Genomic DNA, 19976 nt, shown 5'->3' on the forward strand with positions numbered 1-19976 from the left:
CTGTGTGCCTTCAGGCAGGTATAATAGCAAGGTATGGTTAAAAGGATTACGCAGGAGGGACTTATGAAACAGCCGTCTACAGGCTCAAGGCTGCTACAGGGTGCATGTATACTTGGGTTTGCTGCCATTATCTCTAAAATTATTGGTGCTTTTCAGAAGATTCCGCTGCAGAATCTGGGGGGAGACGGTGTATTTGGCATCTACAATACGGTATATCCGTTATATATGCTCATTATCACACTTGCTGCTGCAGGACTGCCGCTGGCCGTATCCAAATTCGTAGCAGAACAGAACGCACTCGGAAGACCAGACGAGAGCAGAAGAATTATTCGATTATCTTCCCTTCTGCTCGGGGGAATTGGAATTATAATGGCGCTCTTGATGTATGCAGGTGCGCCGCTGATCGCTGACATGATTGGCAACCGTCATGTGGTTCCATCGATTCGTGCAGCTTCATGGGCCTTGTTGTTCGTACCGGTGATGACAGGGCTGCGTGGATATTTTCAGGGATTACAGCAGATGGTGCCAACAGCGGTATCACAAGTGGTGGAGCAGACGATACGTGTTACCGTCATGATTGTTCTGCTTCTGTGGTTGATGAGACGGGACGCTTCGCTTGAGACTATTGCCGCTGGTGCCATGATGGGCTCTGTTGCTGGTGGAATGGTTGGTCTGTTAACCATGTTAGGGTACATGGCCCGACATCGGCGGAAAGACAAGGAAGTGGTCACAGGGCAATTGAATTCGGAATGGAGCAGCAACGTTGGAGAGGTTGGATCAGACAGGCATGAACGTCAGGAGCATAGGTCGGTTACGCCGCAGAAGAAAACGGTGAGTACTATTAATCCCGCTCTGGGAGAACGGTCACGATCCAACGGGGAATGGATCAGGACGTTGCTCATGTATGCCATTCCAGTCTGTCTCGGTTCACTGGCTGTGCCGCTGATGAATCTGGTGGATACTTTCACCGTGCCACGGCTGCTGCGGGGAGAAGGACTGGATGAGCTTCAGTCGATGGTTTCCTTCGGCATCTACAACCGTGGATTGCCGCTGGTTCAACTGGTGACGATGCTTGCCACGTCACTATCTGTGCTGTTTATTCCGGCGATGGCGGAAGCCCGATTAAAGGGCGGGCCAGAAGCCGTCCGGCAGCAAGCAGGCCTCGCGCTGCGCTGGTTCTGGTTGATCGGCCTGGCGGCATCCGCGGGTCTCGCGGTGCTGGCGGAGCCGATTAACCGCATGCTGTACGGAGATGCCGCAGGCACCGAAGCACTGCGGTACATGGCGCTGACGGCTGCGGGCAGCACCGTCAGCATCATTGCAGCGGCGCTGCTGCAAGGCCTCGGCGCCGTGCGTGCACCCGCGTTCAGCATGCTGGCCGCCGCAGGCGTCAAGGCGCTGCTGAACGTCATGCTTGTGCCGGCGCTGGGCATCAGCGGCGCGGCTCTTGCAGGCGCAGTCGCCTACATGCTGGCGGCTGGCCTGAATGTGGCGCTGCTGGCGCGACTTGTCGCCCTGCGCCCTGCCCCTGGCGCCGTCCTGGCGAAGCCAGCGCTGGTGATCGCCGCCATGAGTCTGGCGGCGGTAGGCACGGCCTGGGCCGCCGAAGCGGTACTCGGCGGCATGGGTATCGCGGCCGATCGCAGGCTGGCCGCGATGGGCGTGAGCCTGCTGGGCATTGCCGCAGGCTCGGCCGTGTTCTTGCTGGCGGCGGCCCGGACAGGGTTACTGACCGCCGCGGAGCTGGCGGCTGTGCCCAAGTTGGGGCCTCGCCTTGCCAAGCAGCTGCGCAGACTGCGTGTGCTGCGCTAGCTCCATGCTCACGGTGCTTCTACACCTGGCACAGCGAATATGCAATTATAGGATATCGAATGATTCTGGTATAATACGTGTAATTAGTCCTGTTCAGACACGATGATTATGAGCCTGGACAGGATAGTCCGGATGGAGGTTTACGTAATGAGTGCAGCTTTAACCGTAGTGGGTCTTGGATCTGGAGATGCAGACCAACTGACCGTAGGTATTATCAAAAAAATGAAACATGCAGCTACACTGTATGTACGTACCCTGGATCATCCCGTATTGAATGATCTGCAACAAGAGGGGCTGGAGATGACATCATTTGATGCTATCTATGAGGCGAAGTCCTCCTTCCCCGAAGTATATGATGAGATCGCGAATCAACTGATAGAAGCCGCTCGCAAGGGGGAGGCCGGAACGGAGATTGTGTATGCCGTACCCGGTCATCCGATGGTGGCAGAAGCAAGTGTACGCCTGCTCAAAGAACGTTGTCCGCAGATGGGTATCTCATTGCGTGTCATGGGCGGGGAGAGCTTCCTAGATGAAGCTTTTATACGACTTGGATTCGATCCAATCGAAGGGTTTCAACTTCTGGATGCCAGCAGCTTGAACACAGAACTGGTACAACCACAGCTACATACGTTGATCGGACAAGTCTACGATGTGTTCACTGCTTCGGACGTGAAGCTGTGCTTGATGGAAGTTTACCCGGATGATTATCCGGTATTTGTTGGTCACGCGTTGGGTGTACAGGACCAAGAGGTCATTCACAAGATTCCATTGCATGAACTGGACCGGATCGAAGGGTACGGCAATCTGTCACTGATCTATGTGCCGAAGAACACTGATGATGCCCTGCGTCGCCGTTCCTTTGCGCGTTTACATGAGATCGTCAATATTCTTCGCAGTCCGGGTGGCTGTCCATGGGATCAGGAGCAGACACATCAGTCCATTCGCAAAAACCTGATTGAAGAGACCTATGAGGTCATTGAGACGATCGATGAGGATGACCCCGACCATATGAAAGAAGAGCTGGGTGATCTGCTGCTGCAGATTTTATTGCACTCCCAGATGGAAGAAGAAGTGGGCACATTTAATGTGTATGATGTCATCGAAGGCTTGAACGATAAGCTGATTTTCCGTCATCCACACGTTTTTGGTGATCATCAGGCCGAAGATGCGAATGAAGCTCTTCAGAACTGGGAACAGATGAAGGCAGAGGAGAAGAAGCGCAAGGGCCAGGATCAGCAGAAGGTTTCCGTGCTGGACGGCATACCGCGTGATTTGCCTGCATTGATGAAGGGATACAAGCTACAGAAGAAAGCAGCCAAAGTGGGCTTTGACTGGGATGATGTTGAAGGTGTGTTTGCCAAGATCGAGGAAGAATTGGCGGAGTTGAAAGAAGCGGTGCAACAAGGCCAGTCTGCGGAAGAACGGAAGCTAGAACTGGGTGATTTATTATTTGCAGCCGCAAACGTTGCAAGATTCATCGATACGGACCCGGAAGAGGCGCTTGCTGCGACCAACCGCAAGTTCGTCGGGCGGTTCCAGTACATCGAGGAGCGTTTACGTGAACAGGGAAGAACACCAGTAGATAGCAATGTAGAAGAGATGGAGCAATTCTGGCAGGATGCGAAGAAGGCAGGATTATAACGGGTTCAATTTTCTGGGAAATACCGATAAACCTTATTCCATCATGTTATGCAGTGTGTTATGATAATACGAACATGTGTTCATCTGTGTAAACTGAGGTTGGTGTTTAGCGACAGATGGTTTCGGGTACTGGTCTTAGACTGTCCCTGCGGACCATCGACAAAAAGCTAAAAAAAGTCGCGGACCAAGGCAGGATTTCAGATACCAAGCCAGAATACATGTGTAGTAACCTAACGCGAAACCAGCGGCAATAACCTATTGCTCAGGCTCGCAGATACTTTTTTTTCAATTTGGGAGGCTTTTAAAAATGAACAAAACAGATCTGATTAACAACATTTCAACCAAAAGTGGTTTGACTAAAAAAGACGTTGAGTCCGTATTGAACGGCTTTTTGGGAGAAATTACAGATGCACTTGCCAGCGGAGACAAAGTACAATTGATCGGCTTTGGCACTTTTGAGACCCGCAAACGTTCCGGTCGTACCGGACGTAACCCACAAACAGGGAATGAAATCGTGATTCCTGAGTCCACTGTTCCTGCATTCAAAGCAGGCAACAAACTTAAAGAAGCCGTAAAATAATGCGTCTTGATAAATTCCTGAAGGTCTCCCGGCTAATCAAACGCCGCACTGTGGCCAAGGACGTCTCTGAACAGGGACGTGTTCTGGTGAACGGACGTGAAGCTAAGCCTAGCGCCGCTGTCAAAGTGGGCGATGAGCTGACGGTTCAGTTCGGTCAGAAACTGGTCACTGTGAGGGTGGAACGAATTGCCGAGAGTACCAAGAAGGATGAGGCGAGCAGCCTCTACACCTTGGTGAAGGAAGAGCCGATCGCCAAGGATAACGGAATGAACTGGTAACAGTACATCTGGTATTAAATATTCATTCAATGCAAGTTGAATCGAAACGTCCTCCTGTAACAGGGAAGGGCGTTTTTGTTTTTACTGGATGCCGGGTTATTTGTTCAACAACGCTGGTTCTATTCCAACCTCCACACCCATAAGCTAGGTGTAAGAAGGAGGGGTACATGCCATGGTTGAGCACGGTAAGGCCAAACAGCATCATCTGAGCATGCAGAATCGGAAACTGCTGGATCTGACGGGTGTCTCCAACGTGGAGAGCTTCGACAGTGAGGAATTTTTGCTGCAGACTGAACTTGGGCATCTGACCATCCGGGGGCACAATTTACATATCAAAAACCTGAGCCTGGAGGAAGGTTTGTTATCCATTGAAGGCACAGTCAGTTCGCTCCAATATCTGGACCCCGGTTCCCAGCCCAAAAATGGTAAGGGCCTGTTTGGCAAGATGTTCCGATGAGTCCGGATACTCAATGGATCACATTGATGTGGATGCTTACCTCGGGGGTCGTGATGGGAATGGCCTACGACAGTTACCGGGTACTGTCCGGACAGCTGCGGTTTCCGAGATGGAGTATTCACACGCTCGATCTGTTGTACTGGGTTGCTTCCGCGCTGTTCGTTTTTCGGATGCTATACGCCGGAAACCACGGGCAGTTGCGGTTTTATGTCTTTTTGGGGCTGATTATAGGGGTTTGCTTCTATTTTTGGCTTTTAAGTGTTACAACCCAGCGTTTTGTGGTAATGTTAATTAAACTCGCAAGAACGCTGATTCATTGGTGTGGACATATCCTTAACATCCTGATCGTTATGCCGGCTAAAGGAATTTATAAGTTAATTCGCGTATTATTCGGTTTTGTAATTGCGATACTATTATTCCTGGGCAGGCTGGTGCTGCAGTGTTTGGTACCTTTCGGCAAGTTGTTCCGCTGGATGTTTAGGCCGCTCCTGAAACATTGGGTAACGCCACGCTTCATGATCCGTGTGGGTACAAGAATTGCAGCGATATGGAAACGCTGGTTTTAAGGAGGTCCGTAATGGGTAAAACACCTGTGGGCAGATCAAAGGCTCCAACTAACCAAGGAAAATCTGCCGGTGCAAAAAGGCGCCTCATGCTTTGGATGACGTTTATGATTGTATTTGTAATATGGGCAGGATATACATTCCTTGTGCAGACTGCACAAATTTCGGACAAGAGTTCTCATCTGGCCACTCAGCAAGCTTCAAAGGAAGATACGTTGAAGAAGCTGGAACAGTTGAAGTACGAAGTCAGCCGGTTGAATGACCCTGAATACATAGGACAGCTGGCACGGAAAAAAGGATATTATCTTCCTGAGGAAACGCCGATCCAGGTTGAAGAGTCAGGGAACTGATGGAATTCGGTCCATTACCGAGCTAGGTTTGTTATCCGTGTGTCTGAAGCCGTTAAACCGGAAAAAATAGGCTCTCTGATGGGGTAGTGTTCAGTTGACCTTGGTTTACGGCATAAGGTATAATTACATTAGCGCAGCATTGATTTTGGCATTCAAAAAATCGGGTTGTATATTTTTAAGGGAGGATCATTTTATTCTATGGCAATTGAAGTGGGCACCAAGTTAGAGGGCAAGGTGACAGGAATCACGCATTTTGGAGCATTTGTGGATCTGTCAGGAGGTGTCACGGGTCTCGTTCACATCTCGGAAATCGCCGACAATTACGTCAAAGATGTCAACGACCACCTGAAGCTGAATGACCTCGTTACAGTGAAGGTTATCAACGTTGACAAGGATGGCAAGATCGGACTTTCCATTAAGCAAGCTGTTGACAAACCGGTTGAGCAACAAACCCAATCTAGACCCCCGAGAGCTCCTAGACCGGAACGCAGTGGAGGAGATCGCGAACGATTCAGCGGCGGAGGCCCAAGTGGTGGCCAAGGTCGTGGTGGTGGCGGCGGTGGATTTAACCGTGGTGACCGCGGAGGCCGTTCTTTCAAGCCCGCAGCAGGCAAACCTTCATTTGAGGATAAAATGTCACGCTTCCTGAAAGATAGTGAAGAGCGGATCTCTTCGCTTAAGAAGAACACAGAAGGCAAACGCGGAGGCCGTGGGGCCAAGCGTGTGTAATCTGTCACAACCTGATCTAAACATATAAGTAAAACCGTTAGCCCATGGGCTAGCGGTTTTTTTGCGTTTCTATCACAGATAAGGAGTTGAATAGCTTTTTTTGTAAGGTGAAGCTCCATATCCCCAGTTTTTCTGCACGGCAAAATGGAACCATAAGAACATTTGTCGTCTACCCTTTTTTACCGACAGGTTTCCGTGGCATTCCACAGTTATCCTGCTCAAATGATGGCGAGACCAAACCATCGCCGGTTCAAAATCAGACATTCCGATTGTCGGAATCAAGTAGGAGAATGAATGAAACCACAATAAGGCCGGGGGTTTCGCTCCACCGCGCCAGGCTTGTTTCTTTTGTCGTAAACTTTTTGGACCCTGCCCGCCTATTCTGACAAACTACGTCTTCTAATCTATCTATAATCAGAACCATCGAGAACGAAACACGAAAATTCAAATTAATCGAATGGGGTGCCTTGAGGATGATGGAAAAGTGGAATGTCATTCAATTTCCGGGAATGAAAGCAGGTAAAGGAGGTACGGAAGCTCGGGAGGAGCTGTCGGTACGTCTGAAACATTGGCTTGGCTCCCGCAAGGCTGTCCAGATGGTTGCTTCCCGCAAATGGGTACTGCTGCTCACATTCATGGGATTTCTGCTCGGAAAGGCGATGATCCTGAATGAGTTATCTCCCTTTGCCATTGCTTACTTCGCCGTAATTGCTTTCATGCGCAGGGATTACATCATTCCGGTAGGCGCCGCTCTACTCGCAGGTAGTCTCTTTGCACCGTTTCCGGTACCACTCATTGTTGCATCGGAGATCGCCATCTTTTATCTGCTCTTCCGTGGACTGGAGTCATATGATCGTGCTGAATTATCTTATGCACCAACGATGGTGTTTACGACTACATTTATGGTCAAATTATTCGCGGTTGTGATTGGACCATCCTTCAGCTGGTACGCGATGCTGATGCTTACGATGGATTCGGTATTAAGTTTCGTGCTCACCCTTGTTTTTATACAAGCCATACCGATCTTCACCTACCGCAAAAAAAAGTTCAGCCTAAAGAACGAGGAGATCCTCTGCCTGATCATATTGCTCGCTTCCGTTATGACGGGAGCCGTAGGGTGGACCATTCAGTCTTTATCCGTAGAGCATATGCTCTCCCGTTATCTCATATTAATCTTTGCGCTGGTGGGCGGAGCCCCCCTCGGAGCCTCAGTTGGGGTTATTACCGGCTTGATTCTGAGTCTGGCTGACATGTCAGCGGTGTATCAGATGAGCCTGCTTGCTTTTGCCGGGATGCTGGCGGGTATGCTTCGAGAAGGCAAACGTGCGGCGGTTGCACTAGGCATGCTGCTGGGTTCGTCCATTCTATCCATATATCTGGGCGGACCGGGTGATGTGATGAATTCATTATGGGAGACGTGTGCAGCTATCGTACTATTCATGTTAACACCTAAAAGCCTGATGACGGCGATATCCAAATATGTACCGGGTACGCAGGATCATACCAAATCGCAGCATGAGTATGCCAAACGAATACGGGATATCACGGCAGAACGGGTAACCCGGTTCTCACAGGTATTCCGTCAATTGTCACGCAGCTTCGATCAGATGTCCGGTGCAGGGGAGCAGGTACAGAAAGAAGGTGGAATGGACCATTTCATGAATGCGGTTGCCGAGGGCACATGTGCAAGCTGCTTCAAGCGTACACAATGCTGGGATGCAAAGTTTATTCAAACCTACAAATATATGACGGACGTGATGAGTACGATTGAAGGAAACCCGGAGATCTCAGGCAAGCAGATTCCAGTGGACTGGAACAGGGTGTGTGCGAAACCGGAAGAGGTCCTTGAAGTCATGCGTGCCCAGTATGGACTGCATCAACATAACATGCAATGGAAGCGTCAAATTATTGATAGCCGGCAGCTGGTTGCAGAGCAATTGTCCGGTGTATCTCAGGTCATGGAGGACCTGGCCAAAGAAATTCAGCGGGAAAGTGATGAGATGGTACAGCAGGAGGAGCAGATTCGGGACGCACTGGAGTCATTGGGCTTGTCCATTCACTCCATTGAGATCATCAATCTGGAAGCGGGCAATGTAGAGATTGAGATTGTACATGCATATACACGTGGATTTGATGAGTGCCGGAAAATGATTGCTCCGCTGATCTCGGATGTACTGGACGAGCATATTGCCGTCTTGCATGAGACCATGACCGATCCTCGTCAGGGATTGGCGACCGTTACGTTTGGTTCAGCCAAAACGTTCGAGGTAACCACGGGTGTTGCTGCCGCCGCAAAAGGGGGAGATGTGATGTCAGGCGACAGCTTCAGTACGGTTGAGTTAGGCAACGGTACATTCGCGGTGGCGCTTAGTGATGGAATGGGCAATGGGGAACGGGCACGCATGGAGAGCAGCGCGGCTCTGAACATATTGGAACAGTTGTTACAGTCCGGCATGGATGAGAAACTGGCGATCAAATCCGTGAACTCCGTTCTGATGCTGCGCTCCCCTGAAGAGATGTATGCCACAGTGGATATGGCGCTGATCGATGAATATACGGCAGAGACCACGTTTATGAAAATCGGATCGACGCCAAGTTTTATCAAACGAGGACAGGAGGTTATTCAGGTTTCGGCCAGCAATTTGCCAATCGGTATTATTAAAGATATTGAAGTGGATCTGGTAACGGTACAGCTTCAGCCGGGGGATATCCTCATTATGATGACGGATGGCATCTATGACGCACCGGGGTATGCGGTGAACAAAGAGTTATGGATGAAAAGGCTCATTCAAGAGATTGATACAGAGGATCCGCAAGATTTGGCCGATTGCCTGCTTGAAAGTGTTATAAGATATCAGCAGCATGAGATTTTGGATGATATGACCGTTGTTGTTGGAAAAGTAGAGCATTTCCGCCCTGAATGGGCCACACTGCGTGTGCCTGGCATCAACCGGATGGAGCGTCCACGGACCGTCAGTTAATTGCATATTCTTCTGTTTGAAGTCTCTTCATTCTGGCAATGCTAGTCATAGAGTTGGAGAGTAACGAATAACGGAGGGATATCGGATGAAGCAAATCTTATTGATCACCGACGGTTGTTCCAATGTAGGACCAAGTCCGGTGCTGGCAGCGGCCGAAGCGCTGGAAGAGGGGATTACGGTTAATGTGGTTGGCGTGATTGATTATGGAACCATTGGTGAGCTGGGTAGTCGGGAGATTGAGGATATTGCCAGAGCCGGAGGTGGAATCAGCCAAATTGTAGGTACACGTCAGCTTGCCCATACCATGCAGATGATGACAAGGAAAACGGTGGTTCAGACTATTCAGCAGGCGGTTAATAGAGAGTTAACACAAATTTTGGGAGAGAAGGAGCCCAAAACGGTAACGGATCTGGAGCCTTCACAACGCGCCCGGGTCGTGGAAGTGATGGATGATATGGCTGAAACTACAGCCTTACAGGTTATATTGTTAATCGACGTAAGTGCCAGCATGAAGCCCAAACTGGCTGCGGTAGAAGAAGGCATTCGTGATTTAATGTTAAGTTTGCAGGCGCGTATAGGTCAGAGCAAGCTTTCCGTATTTCATTTTCCGGGGCGACACAGTGGCGAAGATGCGGTAATGGATATTGACTGGACAACGGATCCAGGCCGTGTTCGGTCCTTGTTTGGAAGGTTGCAGATGAAGGGTGCAACGCCGACAGGTCCTGCAATTCAGAAGGTGATTGATTTTTACCGTTATGGTACACTGGAGAAACAGCAGGAAATAGAAGGGAACTATCGCATTGAAAGAGAAGGGATGCTCGGTGACAACGTTGTCTGACGCCTCTTTCCCGCCAGGAACAGTGGTTACAGGGAAATGGAATCGCAGTCGTTACACGATTCGGAAACTACTGGGCAAAGGAGCTAATGGCATCGTTTTTCTTGTCCAACGGGGTGAAAATGGCAAACACTACGCGCTAAAAATGGGATTTGATCCGGTTGATCTGCAATCGGAAGTTAATGTACTCAAATCCTTTCAACTACAGCGTAATCATGAGGCCCTTCGGCAGAGCGGCATTCCTTCCTATCTTAAAGATGTGGATGACTATGCCGTTCGTGGCCGGGATATTCCCTTTTATGTGATGCGTTACGTTCGAGGTGAGGCACTTCATCACTTCATTCGGCGTCAGGGAACAGACTGGACACTTCTGGTGGGACTTAGACTCTTGCAGAAGCTGGCACAGTTGCATCAGGCGGGATGGGTGTTTGGTGATCTCAAACCTCAGAATGTGTTGGTATCCGACTATGGGCAGGTGGAATTGATCGACTACGGCGGAGTTACGTCGATTGGTCGAAGCGTCAAACAGTTCACCGAATGGTATGATCGGGGCTTCTGGAATGCAGGCAGCCGTACGGCAGATGGTACCTATGATGTATTTGCATTTGCATTATTATTGATTCATGTACTTGAAGCAGACGCGCTCAAGGCACTGGCGGCCGAGGGATTACCGCAACTGCGAAGTGTGAATCAGCTCGTAGCGCTGGTGGAGCGCAGTGAACGACTGGGTCCTTTTCGCAATTGGACGACTCAGGCATTACGAGGTCAGTTTCGTGATGCAGGTCATGCGGCACAAGGGTGGAAGGAAATGATGGCACGCCCCACGCCTCTCCGCCGTCGTTCCAAAAGTACAACACCGCGCTGGCTTAAAAATGCATTCGCTGTATCTGTGATATTACTTATTGGAGTGCTCATCTATGCACTACTTTTCTGATCTGTGAGAGTGCATATACATAACGCAAGGAATGAGGAACAGGTATGGAGGCTTTACGCTGGAACATGCTGGTGAAGAATGTGCTGGATGCAGCGGAAGAGCATCAGTTATGGGTTCCCGGGGATCGGATTGTCGTCGCAGTATCGGGCGGGCCGGACTCGGTAGCTTTTTTGCATATCATGCACGAGATCAGCAAGCGGCATGTGCCACTTGAATTGATCTGTGCCCACGTGCATCATGGCTTCCGGAGTGAATCTGATGATGAAGCGGAGAAAATGATGGAACTGGCACAGCAGCTTGGTATTACATTTGAATGGACCAAGGCCGATGTACCTTCATATATGGAGCTTACGGGTCAAGGACCACAGGAAGCGGCACGCAACAAGCGATATGCCTTTCTGCACGAAGTGGCTTCCAAATATAATGCGGCAAGCATCGCTTTGGCACATCATGCCGATGATCAGGCGGAGACGGTCATGCTTCATTTGCTTCGTGGAACCGGCTTGTCGGGACTCTCAGGAATGAAGTTTAAAAGACGAGAAAAAAATGTGGAACTTATTCGTCCATGCCTTCGTATAAACAAGACAGACCTTGTAGAAGCTTGTAATACCCAGGGTTTTATGTATTTCAATGATGAGAGCAACGCCCTGCGTAAATATCGGCGTAATGCCATTCGCTTGGATGTGCTTCCTTTTTTGGGGCAGTATAATGGACAACTCACGCCGTCATTGAATCGGCTTGCCGAAATTGTGGGTGATGAAGACGATTTCATGGAGCAGAGTGCATATGACACATACAGGTGTCTAGTGCAGGTGAACGGCGGAAGGCAAACCTTTGAGGTGCCTTCCTTCTTGAAGTTACATGTCGCTTTACAACGAAGGTTGATTAAACTAATATTGAATTATCTGCCTTTGGACAGTGATTTTGTCGACTTTACCCGTATAGAAACCATTCGGCGCAAGGTCATAGAGACCCATGTGACGACCTGGAGCCTGGATATAGGACAGACACTCGCCTGCACTCGGGAGTATAATCTGATTTCTTTTGGCATACGGACGGACGTACAGGATCAATCTTACGAGTATCGTCTTGCGCAATGGAGTGGAACTTATGAGCTTTCACTCACCCCAATTAACCGGTATATTCGGTTGATGACGGTGAGTCCCGAGGACTATCATGTACCGGAATCGGCGGATCAAGCCGCGTTTGATGCGGATCAACTGCTTATGCCGCTGGTTGTGCGTTCACGGTTACCTGGAGATACCATGAAAGTGATGGGATTAAACGGAAGCAAAAAGGTGAAAAATATTTTCATCGATGAGAAAATCCCCCCATCTGTCCGTCCACGTATTCCTGTGGTATGTGATGGAGCAGGTCATATCATCTGGTTACCGGGTGTTCGACGGTCCAGTGTGGCTCCTGTCAGGGAGGGCACTTCCGCAATCCTGTACATGACTGTAGGCGATTCAGCGATTCAGGGGTAGTGGTTATGGTTCAGGTAAGGCTTTCATAGTATAACTTAGGAGGTTCGCACAGTTGCAGAACGACATTCAGGAAGTATTGATCAGTGAAGAAGAAATTCAGAGTAAAGTCAAGGAATTAGGCGCAACACTAAGTGCCGAATATGCAAATCGCAATCCTTTGGTCATTTGTGTGCTCAAGGGTGCGTTTATATTTATGGCTGATTTGGTTAAAAACATAACGGTACCTGTTGAAATGGATTTTATGGCAGTATCCAGTTACGGCGCTTCCACCAAGTCATCAGGTGTTGTCAAAATCATTAAGGATCTGGATGTATCCGTTGAAGGACGGGAAGTTCTGATTGTCGAAGATATTATCGACAGCGGACTTACACTCAGCTATCTGATTGAACTGCTAGAAAACCGCGGCGCCGAGTCGGTGCGTGTGGTTACGCTGTTCGACAAGCCTTCAGGCCGTAAAGTTGAGTTGGAAGCTCATTACACAGGCTTTGACATTCCTGACGCGTTCATCGTTGGTTACGGTTTGGATTTTGCGGAGAAGTACCGGAACCTGCCCTATATCGGGATTTTGAAGCCGGAAGTCTATAGTAGCTAATATCCTGCCCGACCCAAGCCTTGAGCTGTTCTTGGCTTCTGTTGAGAAGCCATGTCGGGCTATGTTAAAATAATTAAAGTGTCTCGAGAGGAGGTAGGGGATGAATCGGTTCATCCGGAATTCTGGTTTTTATTTGATTCTTTTTTTAGTTGTGGTGGGGATAGTCCAGTTCGTCAGCAATGGCGGCGAAGCCACCGATAATCCTAGATATGATCAGTTGCGTGCAGCGATCAAAGCCAACAATGTCTCTGAATTGACGGTTCAATTCAACGGTCAAACGTATCTCGTGACCGGTCAATACAAGAAGGCACCTGATGGCGCCAAATCAGAAAATTTCTCAACGTATATTCCTCCTACGGATGAGGCAATTAGTGAGCTTGTAGCTGCAAGTGAAACTAACAATTTCCAATATCATCAGGAGCCAATGAAAGGTGACAGCATCTGGTTGACGTTGCTGACTTCCTTTATTCCTTTGATCATTATGTTCCTGCTGTTCTTCTTCCTGTTTAATCAGGCTCAAGGCGGCGGCGGTAAAGTAATGAACTTTGGTAAAAGCCGTGCTCGTCTCTACAACGAAGAGAAGAAGCGGGTTACATTTGAAGATGTTGCGGGTGCTGACGAAGAGAAACAGGAACTTGTTGAGGTTGTAGACTTCCTCAAGGACCCTCGTAAATTCGCAGCAGTAGGTGCAAGGATTCCTAAGGGCGTATTGCTCGTAGGGCCTCCAGGTACCGGTAAAACATTGCTCGCTCGTGCCGTAGCCGGTGAAGCGGGTGTACCATTTTTCACGATTTCAGGTTCCGACTTCGTTGAAATGTTCGTCGGTGTCGGTGCATCACGTGTACGTGATTTGTTTGAAAATGCGAAGAAAAATGCCCCATGTATCATCTTTATCGATGAGATTGATGCTGTAGGACGTCAGCGTGGTGCTGGTCTCGGTGGTGGTCACGATGAACGTGAACAGACACTCAACCAGTTGCTCGTTGAGATGGACGGATTCGGAGTTAACGAAGGTATTATCATCATTGCCGCAACGAACCGTGCAGATATTTTGGACCCTGCCTTGCTGCGTCCTGGACGTTTTGACCGTCAAATTACGGTTGACCGCCCTGACGTAAGAGGTCGTGAAGCTGTCCTGAAAGTACATTCCCGTAATAAACCACTGACCAAAGATGTGAAGATGGATATTATTGCGAAGCGTACAACAGGTTTCTCTGGTGCGGATCTGGAAAATCTCTTGAACGAAGCGGCATTGCTTGCAGCGCGTCGTAACCGTAAAGATATTTCCATGAAGGAAGTTGACGAAGCGATTGACCGTGTCATCGTTGGTACGGAGAAGAAAAGCCGTGTCATCAGTGATCGCGAGAAACGAATCGTTGCTTATCACGAAGCAGGTCATACCATTGTAGGATACTTCCTCGAACATGCTGATATGGTACATAAAGTAACCATTATTCCGCGCGGACGTGCGGGTGGATATGTAATCATGTTGCCAAAAGAAGACCGTATGCTGGTTACCAAGCAGGAATTGCTGGATAAAGTAACCGGACTTCTCGGGGGTCGTGTAGCTGAAGAATTGTTCATCGGAGAAATTGGTACTGGTGCATACAGTGACTTCCAGCAAGCGACAGGTATTGTTCGCAGCATGGTTATGGAATACGGTATGAGTGAGAAATTGGGACCTATGCAATTCGGAAGTTCACAAGGACAGGTATTCCTTGGTCGGGATATCGGTCATGAACAGAATTACTCGGATTCCATTGCTTACGAGATTGATCAGGAAATGCAACGCTTTATCAATGACTGTTATGAGAAGTGTAAGGACTTGCTTGTTAAACATTCAAAAGAGATGCACCTGATCGCTCAAACTTTGCTTGAGGTTGAGACTTTGGAAATGGATCAGATCAAGCAATTGATCGAAACAGGTTCTTTGACTCCAAAAGCAGAGAATGACAATGATGGTGAAGGCACACCAACTGAAGGCGGAGAGCCAATCATCGACACCATCGGTGATGTGCGTGTTCGTATTCAAGGTAAAGATGAAACGCCTGAGCCACCAGCCGGAGATATTCCAAACGAAGCTCCGAATCTGGAAAAGGGTAATAACAATAACCCGGATGATGGCGGAACGAAGCCAACGTCTTAATGCACAATACATCTGGCTATGCTAGCAGGTAAATCAAGAGAGCCCTCGAGGCTCTCTTTTTTTATCCATTATTTTTAAAAGAGGATAGATAAAGATAAACGGGAGTTAGATGGCGAACCAGTTAGCAAACAGGTGGTTACAGCGGTGTTCCGGGTCTTTTTCATTTATTGACAGAGTCGTGAACGTTGTGTAAATTAGTTGTTAAACCGCTTGTGATTCGTTTCTCAAGCGAAGATAACGACTTAGGTTAGCCCACGAAACAGCGCATGACGCTGTCCCGATAAAGGAGAGGATCACAGGTGGAAGCTCTGGCTTTAGAGCGCAAGGCTGAGATGAACCGCGAGCTGCGTGCGCGGCTTATGGAGTTGAAGAAGGAACGTAATGCCATTATTCTTGCCCATTATTATCAACGTGACGAAGTACAGGAGGTTGCCGACTTCCGTGGAGATTCGTTTCTATTAGCCCAGAAGGCAGCCCAAACAGATGCAGATGTGATCGTTTTCTGTGGTGTTCATTTTATGGGTGAAAGCGCTAAAATTCTTGCGCCAAATAAAACAGTTATTATCCCGGACGAACGTGCGGGCTGCCCAATGGCAGATATGGTGAATGTGGATGGACTACGCAAATTGAAAGCACAACATCCTAATGCCAAGGTGGTTACGTATATCAATTCCTCTGCTGAGATCAAGGCAGAGACTGACATCTGTTGTACATCGGCGAACGCAGTCCGGGTTATTCAATCGGTGGATTCGGACGAAATTATCTGGGTACCGGATAAAAATCTGGGACATTATGTGCAGCAGCATACAGACAAGAAAATGATTATCTGGGAAGGTTACTGCAACACTCACGATATGCTTACAGTCAAAGATGTGGTAGAGATGAGAGCGAAGCACCCCAATGCAGAGTTTGTTGTCCATCCAGAGTGTCGCCCTGAGGTTGTGGAAATGGGTGATTTTGTAGGCAGCACAACAGCTATTCTGGAGTATTGCAAAAATTCATCAGCGAAGGAATTTATCGTAGGTACCGAAGATGGTACAGGATATCAGCTTCGTCTGGATAGTCCGGATAAACAGTTCCACTTTGCTACCAAGTTTCTCGTATGTCCCAATATGAAGGTGAACAACTTGAAGAAACTGGTGAAATGCCTGGAAACGATGAAGCCGCAAATCTACGTGCCACCGGCCGTTGCCGACAAAGCCAGAGAATCACTAGAGCGCATGTTGTTGGTAAAGTAGGATGCGCTACTCTTGCTCCAAGACAGGTGAATAACATGATACCGCAATATTTAGTTGATTTTGATCTGTCTGCGCTACCCATGGTAGAGACGGATGTACTGGTTATAGGCTCTGGGATTGCTGGTTTGTTTACTGCCATTAAGGCAAGTGAACAACAACGTGTATTAATGATCACGAAGAAGTCATTACTTGAAAGTAACACCAGATATGCGCAGGGAGGCATCGCTGCGGTTATTGCTGAGGATGATTCACCTGCTTACCACTTGCAGGACACACTTGTAGCAGGAGCGGGCTTATGCCGCTCCGAAGCGGTAGAGGTATTGGTGAATGAGGGTCCGGACGGAGTGAAGGAACTGATTCGTTTGGGTACTTTATTTGATCTGGAGAACGGCGAGTTGGCGTTGACGCAGGAAGGTGCGCATAGCCACCGCCGTATTTTGCATGCCAATGGAGATGCAACGGGATATGAGATTGTACGTGCGCTTGCTGTTGAAGTGAATGAGCATCCCGGGATTGAAGTATGGGATGAGCATTTTGTTGTTGACCTGATTACAGATCGAGATCGAGGGGAGTGCACTGGCGCTCTGGTTCAGAAGGATGACGGATCACAAGTGATCGTGAAGGCACAGGCAACTGTTCTTTGCTCTGGTGGGGCAGGACAACTATACCGATACACGACGAATCCGGATGTAGCTACTGCCGATGGTGTAGCCATGGCCTATCGGGCTGGGGCTATTGTTCGTGACATGGAATTTATCCAATTCCACCCTACCTCTCTTTGTTACCCGGGGGCCCCGCGTTTCCTGGTGTCAGAAGCCGTACGCGGCGAAGGCGCATATTTGCGCAATGTGAAGGGCGAGCGCTTCATGGATCGTTATCATGCCCAGCTTGAACTGGCCCCACGCGATATCGTGGCACGAGCGATTGTTAGTGAGATGGAGTCCACCAACAGTACCTTTGTGTATCTGGACATTACGCATGAACAGCCAGAGATGATCAAGCATCGGTTCCCTACCATATATGAGACTTGTATGCGTTATGGATTGGACATGACAACGGACTGGATTCCCGTTGCACCTGCTGCCCATTACATGATGGGTGGAGTGAAAACGGATCTTAGTGGAGAGAGCAGCATCTCCCGGTTATTTGCTTGTGGCGAGGTGTCTTCTACAGGAGTGCACGGAGCTAACCGTCTGGCAAGCAACTCTTTATCAGAAGCGATTGTATTTGGGCGGAGAATTGTTGATCGTATTCAATCTCTCCCTCCACTTGGCTTATTACAAGCAAGAGGGGTTGCGCCTTCATCTGTGGGCATGAATAACAAGATCAACAAGATCAACAAGATCACGGAAGAGCAAAAGCCGGTATCCGAACGACGCTTACGACTACAGAAAATGATGGTTCGTCAGGTAGGCTTGCGCCGGAATGGTGAGGACCTGCAGAAGGCCATGGACAAGCTGCAACAGGAATTGCAATTTTTTGATCAGACACTCACGCATAAGGAAGAGCTGGAGTATGCCAACCTTCTGACCTGTGCCTGGTTAGTTACCAGCGGAGCATTACACCGCGAGGAGAGTCGGGGGGCTCACTATCGTGAGGATTTCCCGGCGCGTGATGATATCGTGTGGCAGAAGCATAGTCTGCAGCAGCGAGAACAAGCGATTGTGGAGGAATTGATGTCATGATACTGAATGGATATAATGAAGGGCTTATCGAATCAATCAAAAACTGGCTTCGTGAAGATGTTGGTGCAGGTGACGTTACAACAAGTGTGACGATCCCGGCAGGCAATCAATCCAAGGCCATTATACACGCCAAAGACAATGGGATTATTGTAGGCATGACCGTGGCTGAACTTGTATTTCAGGTCGTTGATCCTGATCTTGTATTTACACCGAAGGTAACAGACGGAGACCAGGTTACCCATGGCACGATTTTGGCCGAGGTAGAGGGAAGTACACATTCACTGCTTACGGGGGAACGACTGGCACTTAACTTGCTGCAACGTATGTCCGGAATAGCTACGCGTACGCGTGCCTACGTGGATGTGCTGGATGGTCTTGAGACTAGGCTCGTGGATACACGTAAGACAACGCCGGGCCACCGATTACTTGAGAAATACGCAGTGCGCGTGGGTGGTGGAGCGAATCATCGATTTGGACTGTACGATGCCGTTATGATTAAGGATAACCACATCAAGGGTGCAGGCGGAATCACCGAGGCGGTACAGCGTGCGCGAACTGTTATCCCACATACGATGACGATTGAAGTGGAGACTGAAAATCTGAAGCAGGTGAGAGAAGCCTTGCAAGCCGGGGCAGATATCATTATGCTGGATAACATGCATCCAGAGCGGATGCGTGAAGCGGTTGAACTTATTCGTGAACAGGCTCCTCATGTGAAGGTTGAAGCATCCGGTAACGTGTCTCTTCAGACCATTCGTGGTATTGCAGAGAGTGGTGTGGATGTAATTTCGGTTGGCAGGTTAACCTATTCCTTTGAGAGCCTGGATATTAGTCTGGATTTAAATGAAAAGAAAGAGGGGTGAACCTCTTTGATTCTAGTTGTAGACGTGGGGAACAGCAATATGGTGCTCGGCGTATATCAAGGCCGGGAATTGCTGCACCACTTTCGTCTGAGTACATCACGTCAGTCAACAGTGGATGAATACGGCGTATTGATTTATAATTTATTTCATATGTCCGGCATCAGGGCAAGTGACATCGAAGGTGTCATCATCTCATCTGTGGTTCCACCACTGGTGAATGTAATTGAAGCGATGTGTGAGAAGTATGTAGGCAAAAAAGCTTTGCTCGTTGGGCCTGGTATCAAAACTGGCTTGAATCTGCGATACGAGAACCCTCGTGAAGTGGGTGCAGATCGTATTGTTAATGCAGTGGCAGCCGTTGAGAAGTATGGCGGCCCTCTCGTCGTGGTTGATTTCGGTACCGCAACGACCTTTGACTGTATTGACGAGAAAGGTCACTACCTGGGGGGAGCTATTGTACCTGGCATTCAGATCGCCACTGAAGCGCTCTATGAGCGGGCATCCAAGTTGCCTCGTATAGAGCTGGAGAAACCTAAAAAGGTTATTGGCCGTAATACTATTCATGCCATGCAAGCAGGTATTATATTTGGCTATGCAGGGCAGGTAGATGGTATTGTAGAACGTATTCGCGAGGAGATGGGGGCGAAGCCCCGAGTTATCGCGACGGGTGGTCTCGCTACACTTATCGCAGAAGAAACCCGTAGTATAGAGGAAGTTGATCCGCTGCTTACGCTTGAAGGGCTGCGTATTATATATGAGCGGAACCGGGAAAGGTGAGCATAGTGACGGCATACAGCGGGCTGAGATT

Annotated in this window: 18 protein-coding genes; all 18 read left to right on the forward strand. The window is 49.0% G+C overall.

Annotation, left to right across the window (positions count from 1 at the left end):
- Positions 1 to 63: 63 nt before the first annotated feature.
- The 18 genes from NST33_RS00245 to NST33_RS00330 all read left to right on the forward strand — a co-directional run bounded on the left by NST33_RS00245 (position 64) and on the right by NST33_RS00330 (position 19945).
- On the forward strand, positions 64 to 1812 hold the full coding sequence (locus tag NST33_RS00245; protein ID WP_221825825.1) for a polysaccharide biosynthesis protein: 1749 nt from the start codon (positions 64 to 66) through the stop codon (positions 1810 to 1812).
- A 147-nt stretch (positions 1813 to 1959) separates the two neighbouring features.
- A complete protein-coding gene (gene mazG / locus NST33_RS00250) occupies positions 1960 to 3453 on the forward strand; it encodes a nucleoside triphosphate pyrophosphohydrolase (protein ID WP_339306358.1) in 1494 nt (497 codons plus the stop codon).
- A gap of 307 nt (positions 3454 to 3760) precedes the next feature.
- The gene (locus NST33_RS00255) at positions 3761 to 4033 is read left to right on the forward strand and encodes an HU family DNA-binding protein (RefSeq protein ID WP_017691362.1); all 273 of its coding nucleotides are present in this window, start codon (positions 3761 to 3763) and stop codon (positions 4031 to 4033) included.
- Positions 4033 to 4311: an RNA-binding S4 domain-containing protein gene (locus NST33_RS00260; RefSeq protein WP_017691361.1), complete on the forward strand. Its 279-nt coding sequence runs from the start codon at positions 4033 to 4035 to the stop codon at positions 4309 to 4311. Before NST33_RS00255 ends, NST33_RS00260 begins: the two co-directional genes overlap by 1 nt.
- A gap of 172 nt (positions 4312 to 4483) precedes the next feature.
- Positions 4484 to 4768, forward strand: coding sequence for a sporulation protein YabP (gene yabP, locus NST33_RS00265; RefSeq protein WP_076216757.1), 285 nt, complete (start codon positions 4484 to 4486; stop codon positions 4766 to 4768).
- Positions 4765 to 5334, forward strand: coding sequence for a spore cortex biosynthesis protein YabQ (gene yabQ, locus NST33_RS00270; protein WP_237178573.1), 570 nt, complete (start codon positions 4765 to 4767; stop codon positions 5332 to 5334). The genes yabP and yabQ overlap by 4 nt, the downstream gene beginning before the upstream one ends.
- An 11-nt stretch (positions 5335 to 5345) precedes the next feature.
- On the forward strand, positions 5346 to 5681 hold the full coding sequence (locus tag NST33_RS00275; RefSeq protein WP_017691358.1) for a septum formation initiator family protein: 336 nt from the start codon (positions 5346 to 5348) through the stop codon (positions 5679 to 5681).
- Positions 5682 to 5879: 198 nt separating this feature from the next.
- Positions 5880 to 6410 (forward strand): S1 domain-containing RNA-binding protein, encoded by a 531-nt coding sequence (locus tag NST33_RS00280; protein ID WP_017691357.1) that lies wholly within the window; start codon positions 5880 to 5882, stop codon positions 6408 to 6410.
- 473 nt (positions 6411 to 6883) lie between these two features.
- On the forward strand, positions 6884 to 9391 hold the full coding sequence (gene spoIIE / locus NST33_RS00285; RefSeq protein WP_221825818.1) for a stage II sporulation protein E: 2508 nt from the start codon (positions 6884 to 6886) through the stop codon (positions 9389 to 9391).
- Between the two features lie 85 nt (positions 9392 to 9476).
- The gene (locus NST33_RS00290; protein WP_221825814.1) at positions 9477 to 10229 is read left to right on the forward strand and encodes a VWA domain-containing protein; all 753 of its coding nucleotides are present in this window, start codon (positions 9477 to 9479) and stop codon (positions 10227 to 10229) included.
- The gene (locus tag NST33_RS00295; protein WP_036668459.1) at positions 10213 to 11160 is read left to right on the forward strand and encodes a protein kinase; all 948 of its coding nucleotides are present in this window, start codon (positions 10213 to 10215) and stop codon (positions 11158 to 11160) included. Before NST33_RS00290 ends, NST33_RS00295 begins: the two co-directional genes overlap by 17 nt.
- A 44-nt stretch (positions 11161 to 11204) precedes the next feature.
- Positions 11205 to 12644 (forward strand): tRNA lysidine(34) synthetase TilS, encoded by a 1440-nt coding sequence (gene tilS / locus NST33_RS00300; protein ID WP_221825807.1) that lies wholly within the window; start codon positions 11205 to 11207, stop codon positions 12642 to 12644.
- 52 nt (positions 12645 to 12696) lie between these two features.
- Positions 12697 to 13236: a hypoxanthine phosphoribosyltransferase gene (gene hpt, locus NST33_RS00305; RefSeq protein ID WP_017691352.1), complete on the forward strand. Its 540-nt coding sequence runs from the start codon at positions 12697 to 12699 to the stop codon at positions 13234 to 13236.
- 100 nt (positions 13237 to 13336) lie between these two features.
- Positions 13337 to 15382: an ATP-dependent zinc metalloprotease FtsH gene (ftsH, locus tag NST33_RS00310; protein WP_036606115.1), complete on the forward strand. Its 2046-nt coding sequence runs from the start codon at positions 13337 to 13339 to the stop codon at positions 15380 to 15382.
- A 299-nt stretch (positions 15383 to 15681) separates the two neighbouring features.
- On the forward strand, positions 15682 to 16620 hold the full coding sequence (nadA, locus tag NST33_RS00315; RefSeq protein ID WP_091039121.1) for a quinolinate synthase NadA: 939 nt from the start codon (positions 15682 to 15684) through the stop codon (positions 16618 to 16620).
- Between the two features lie 35 nt (positions 16621 to 16655).
- Positions 16656 to 18305 carry an L-aspartate oxidase gene (nadB, locus tag NST33_RS00320; RefSeq protein ID WP_339306362.1) on the forward strand — a complete coding sequence of 550 codons (1650 nt, stop codon included), beginning with the start codon at positions 16656 to 16658 and terminating at the stop codon, positions 18303 to 18305.
- Positions 18302 to 19168, forward strand: a complete 867-nt coding sequence (gene nadC / locus NST33_RS00325; protein ID WP_339306364.1) for a carboxylating nicotinate-nucleotide diphosphorylase — start codon at positions 18302 to 18304, stop codon at positions 19166 to 19168. The genes nadB and nadC overlap by 4 nt, the downstream gene beginning before the upstream one ends.
- A 6-nt stretch (positions 19169 to 19174) precedes the next feature.
- The gene (locus tag NST33_RS00330) at positions 19175 to 19945 is read left to right on the forward strand and encodes a type III pantothenate kinase (RefSeq protein ID WP_026081372.1); all 771 of its coding nucleotides are present in this window, start codon (positions 19175 to 19177) and stop codon (positions 19943 to 19945) included.
- Positions 19946 to 19976: the final 31 nt, after the last annotated feature.

Origin of the sequence: Paenibacillus sp. FSL L8-0435 (assembly GCF_037965655.1) — a bacterium.
GTDB lineage: Bacteria > Bacillota > Bacilli > Paenibacillales > Paenibacillaceae > Paenibacillus.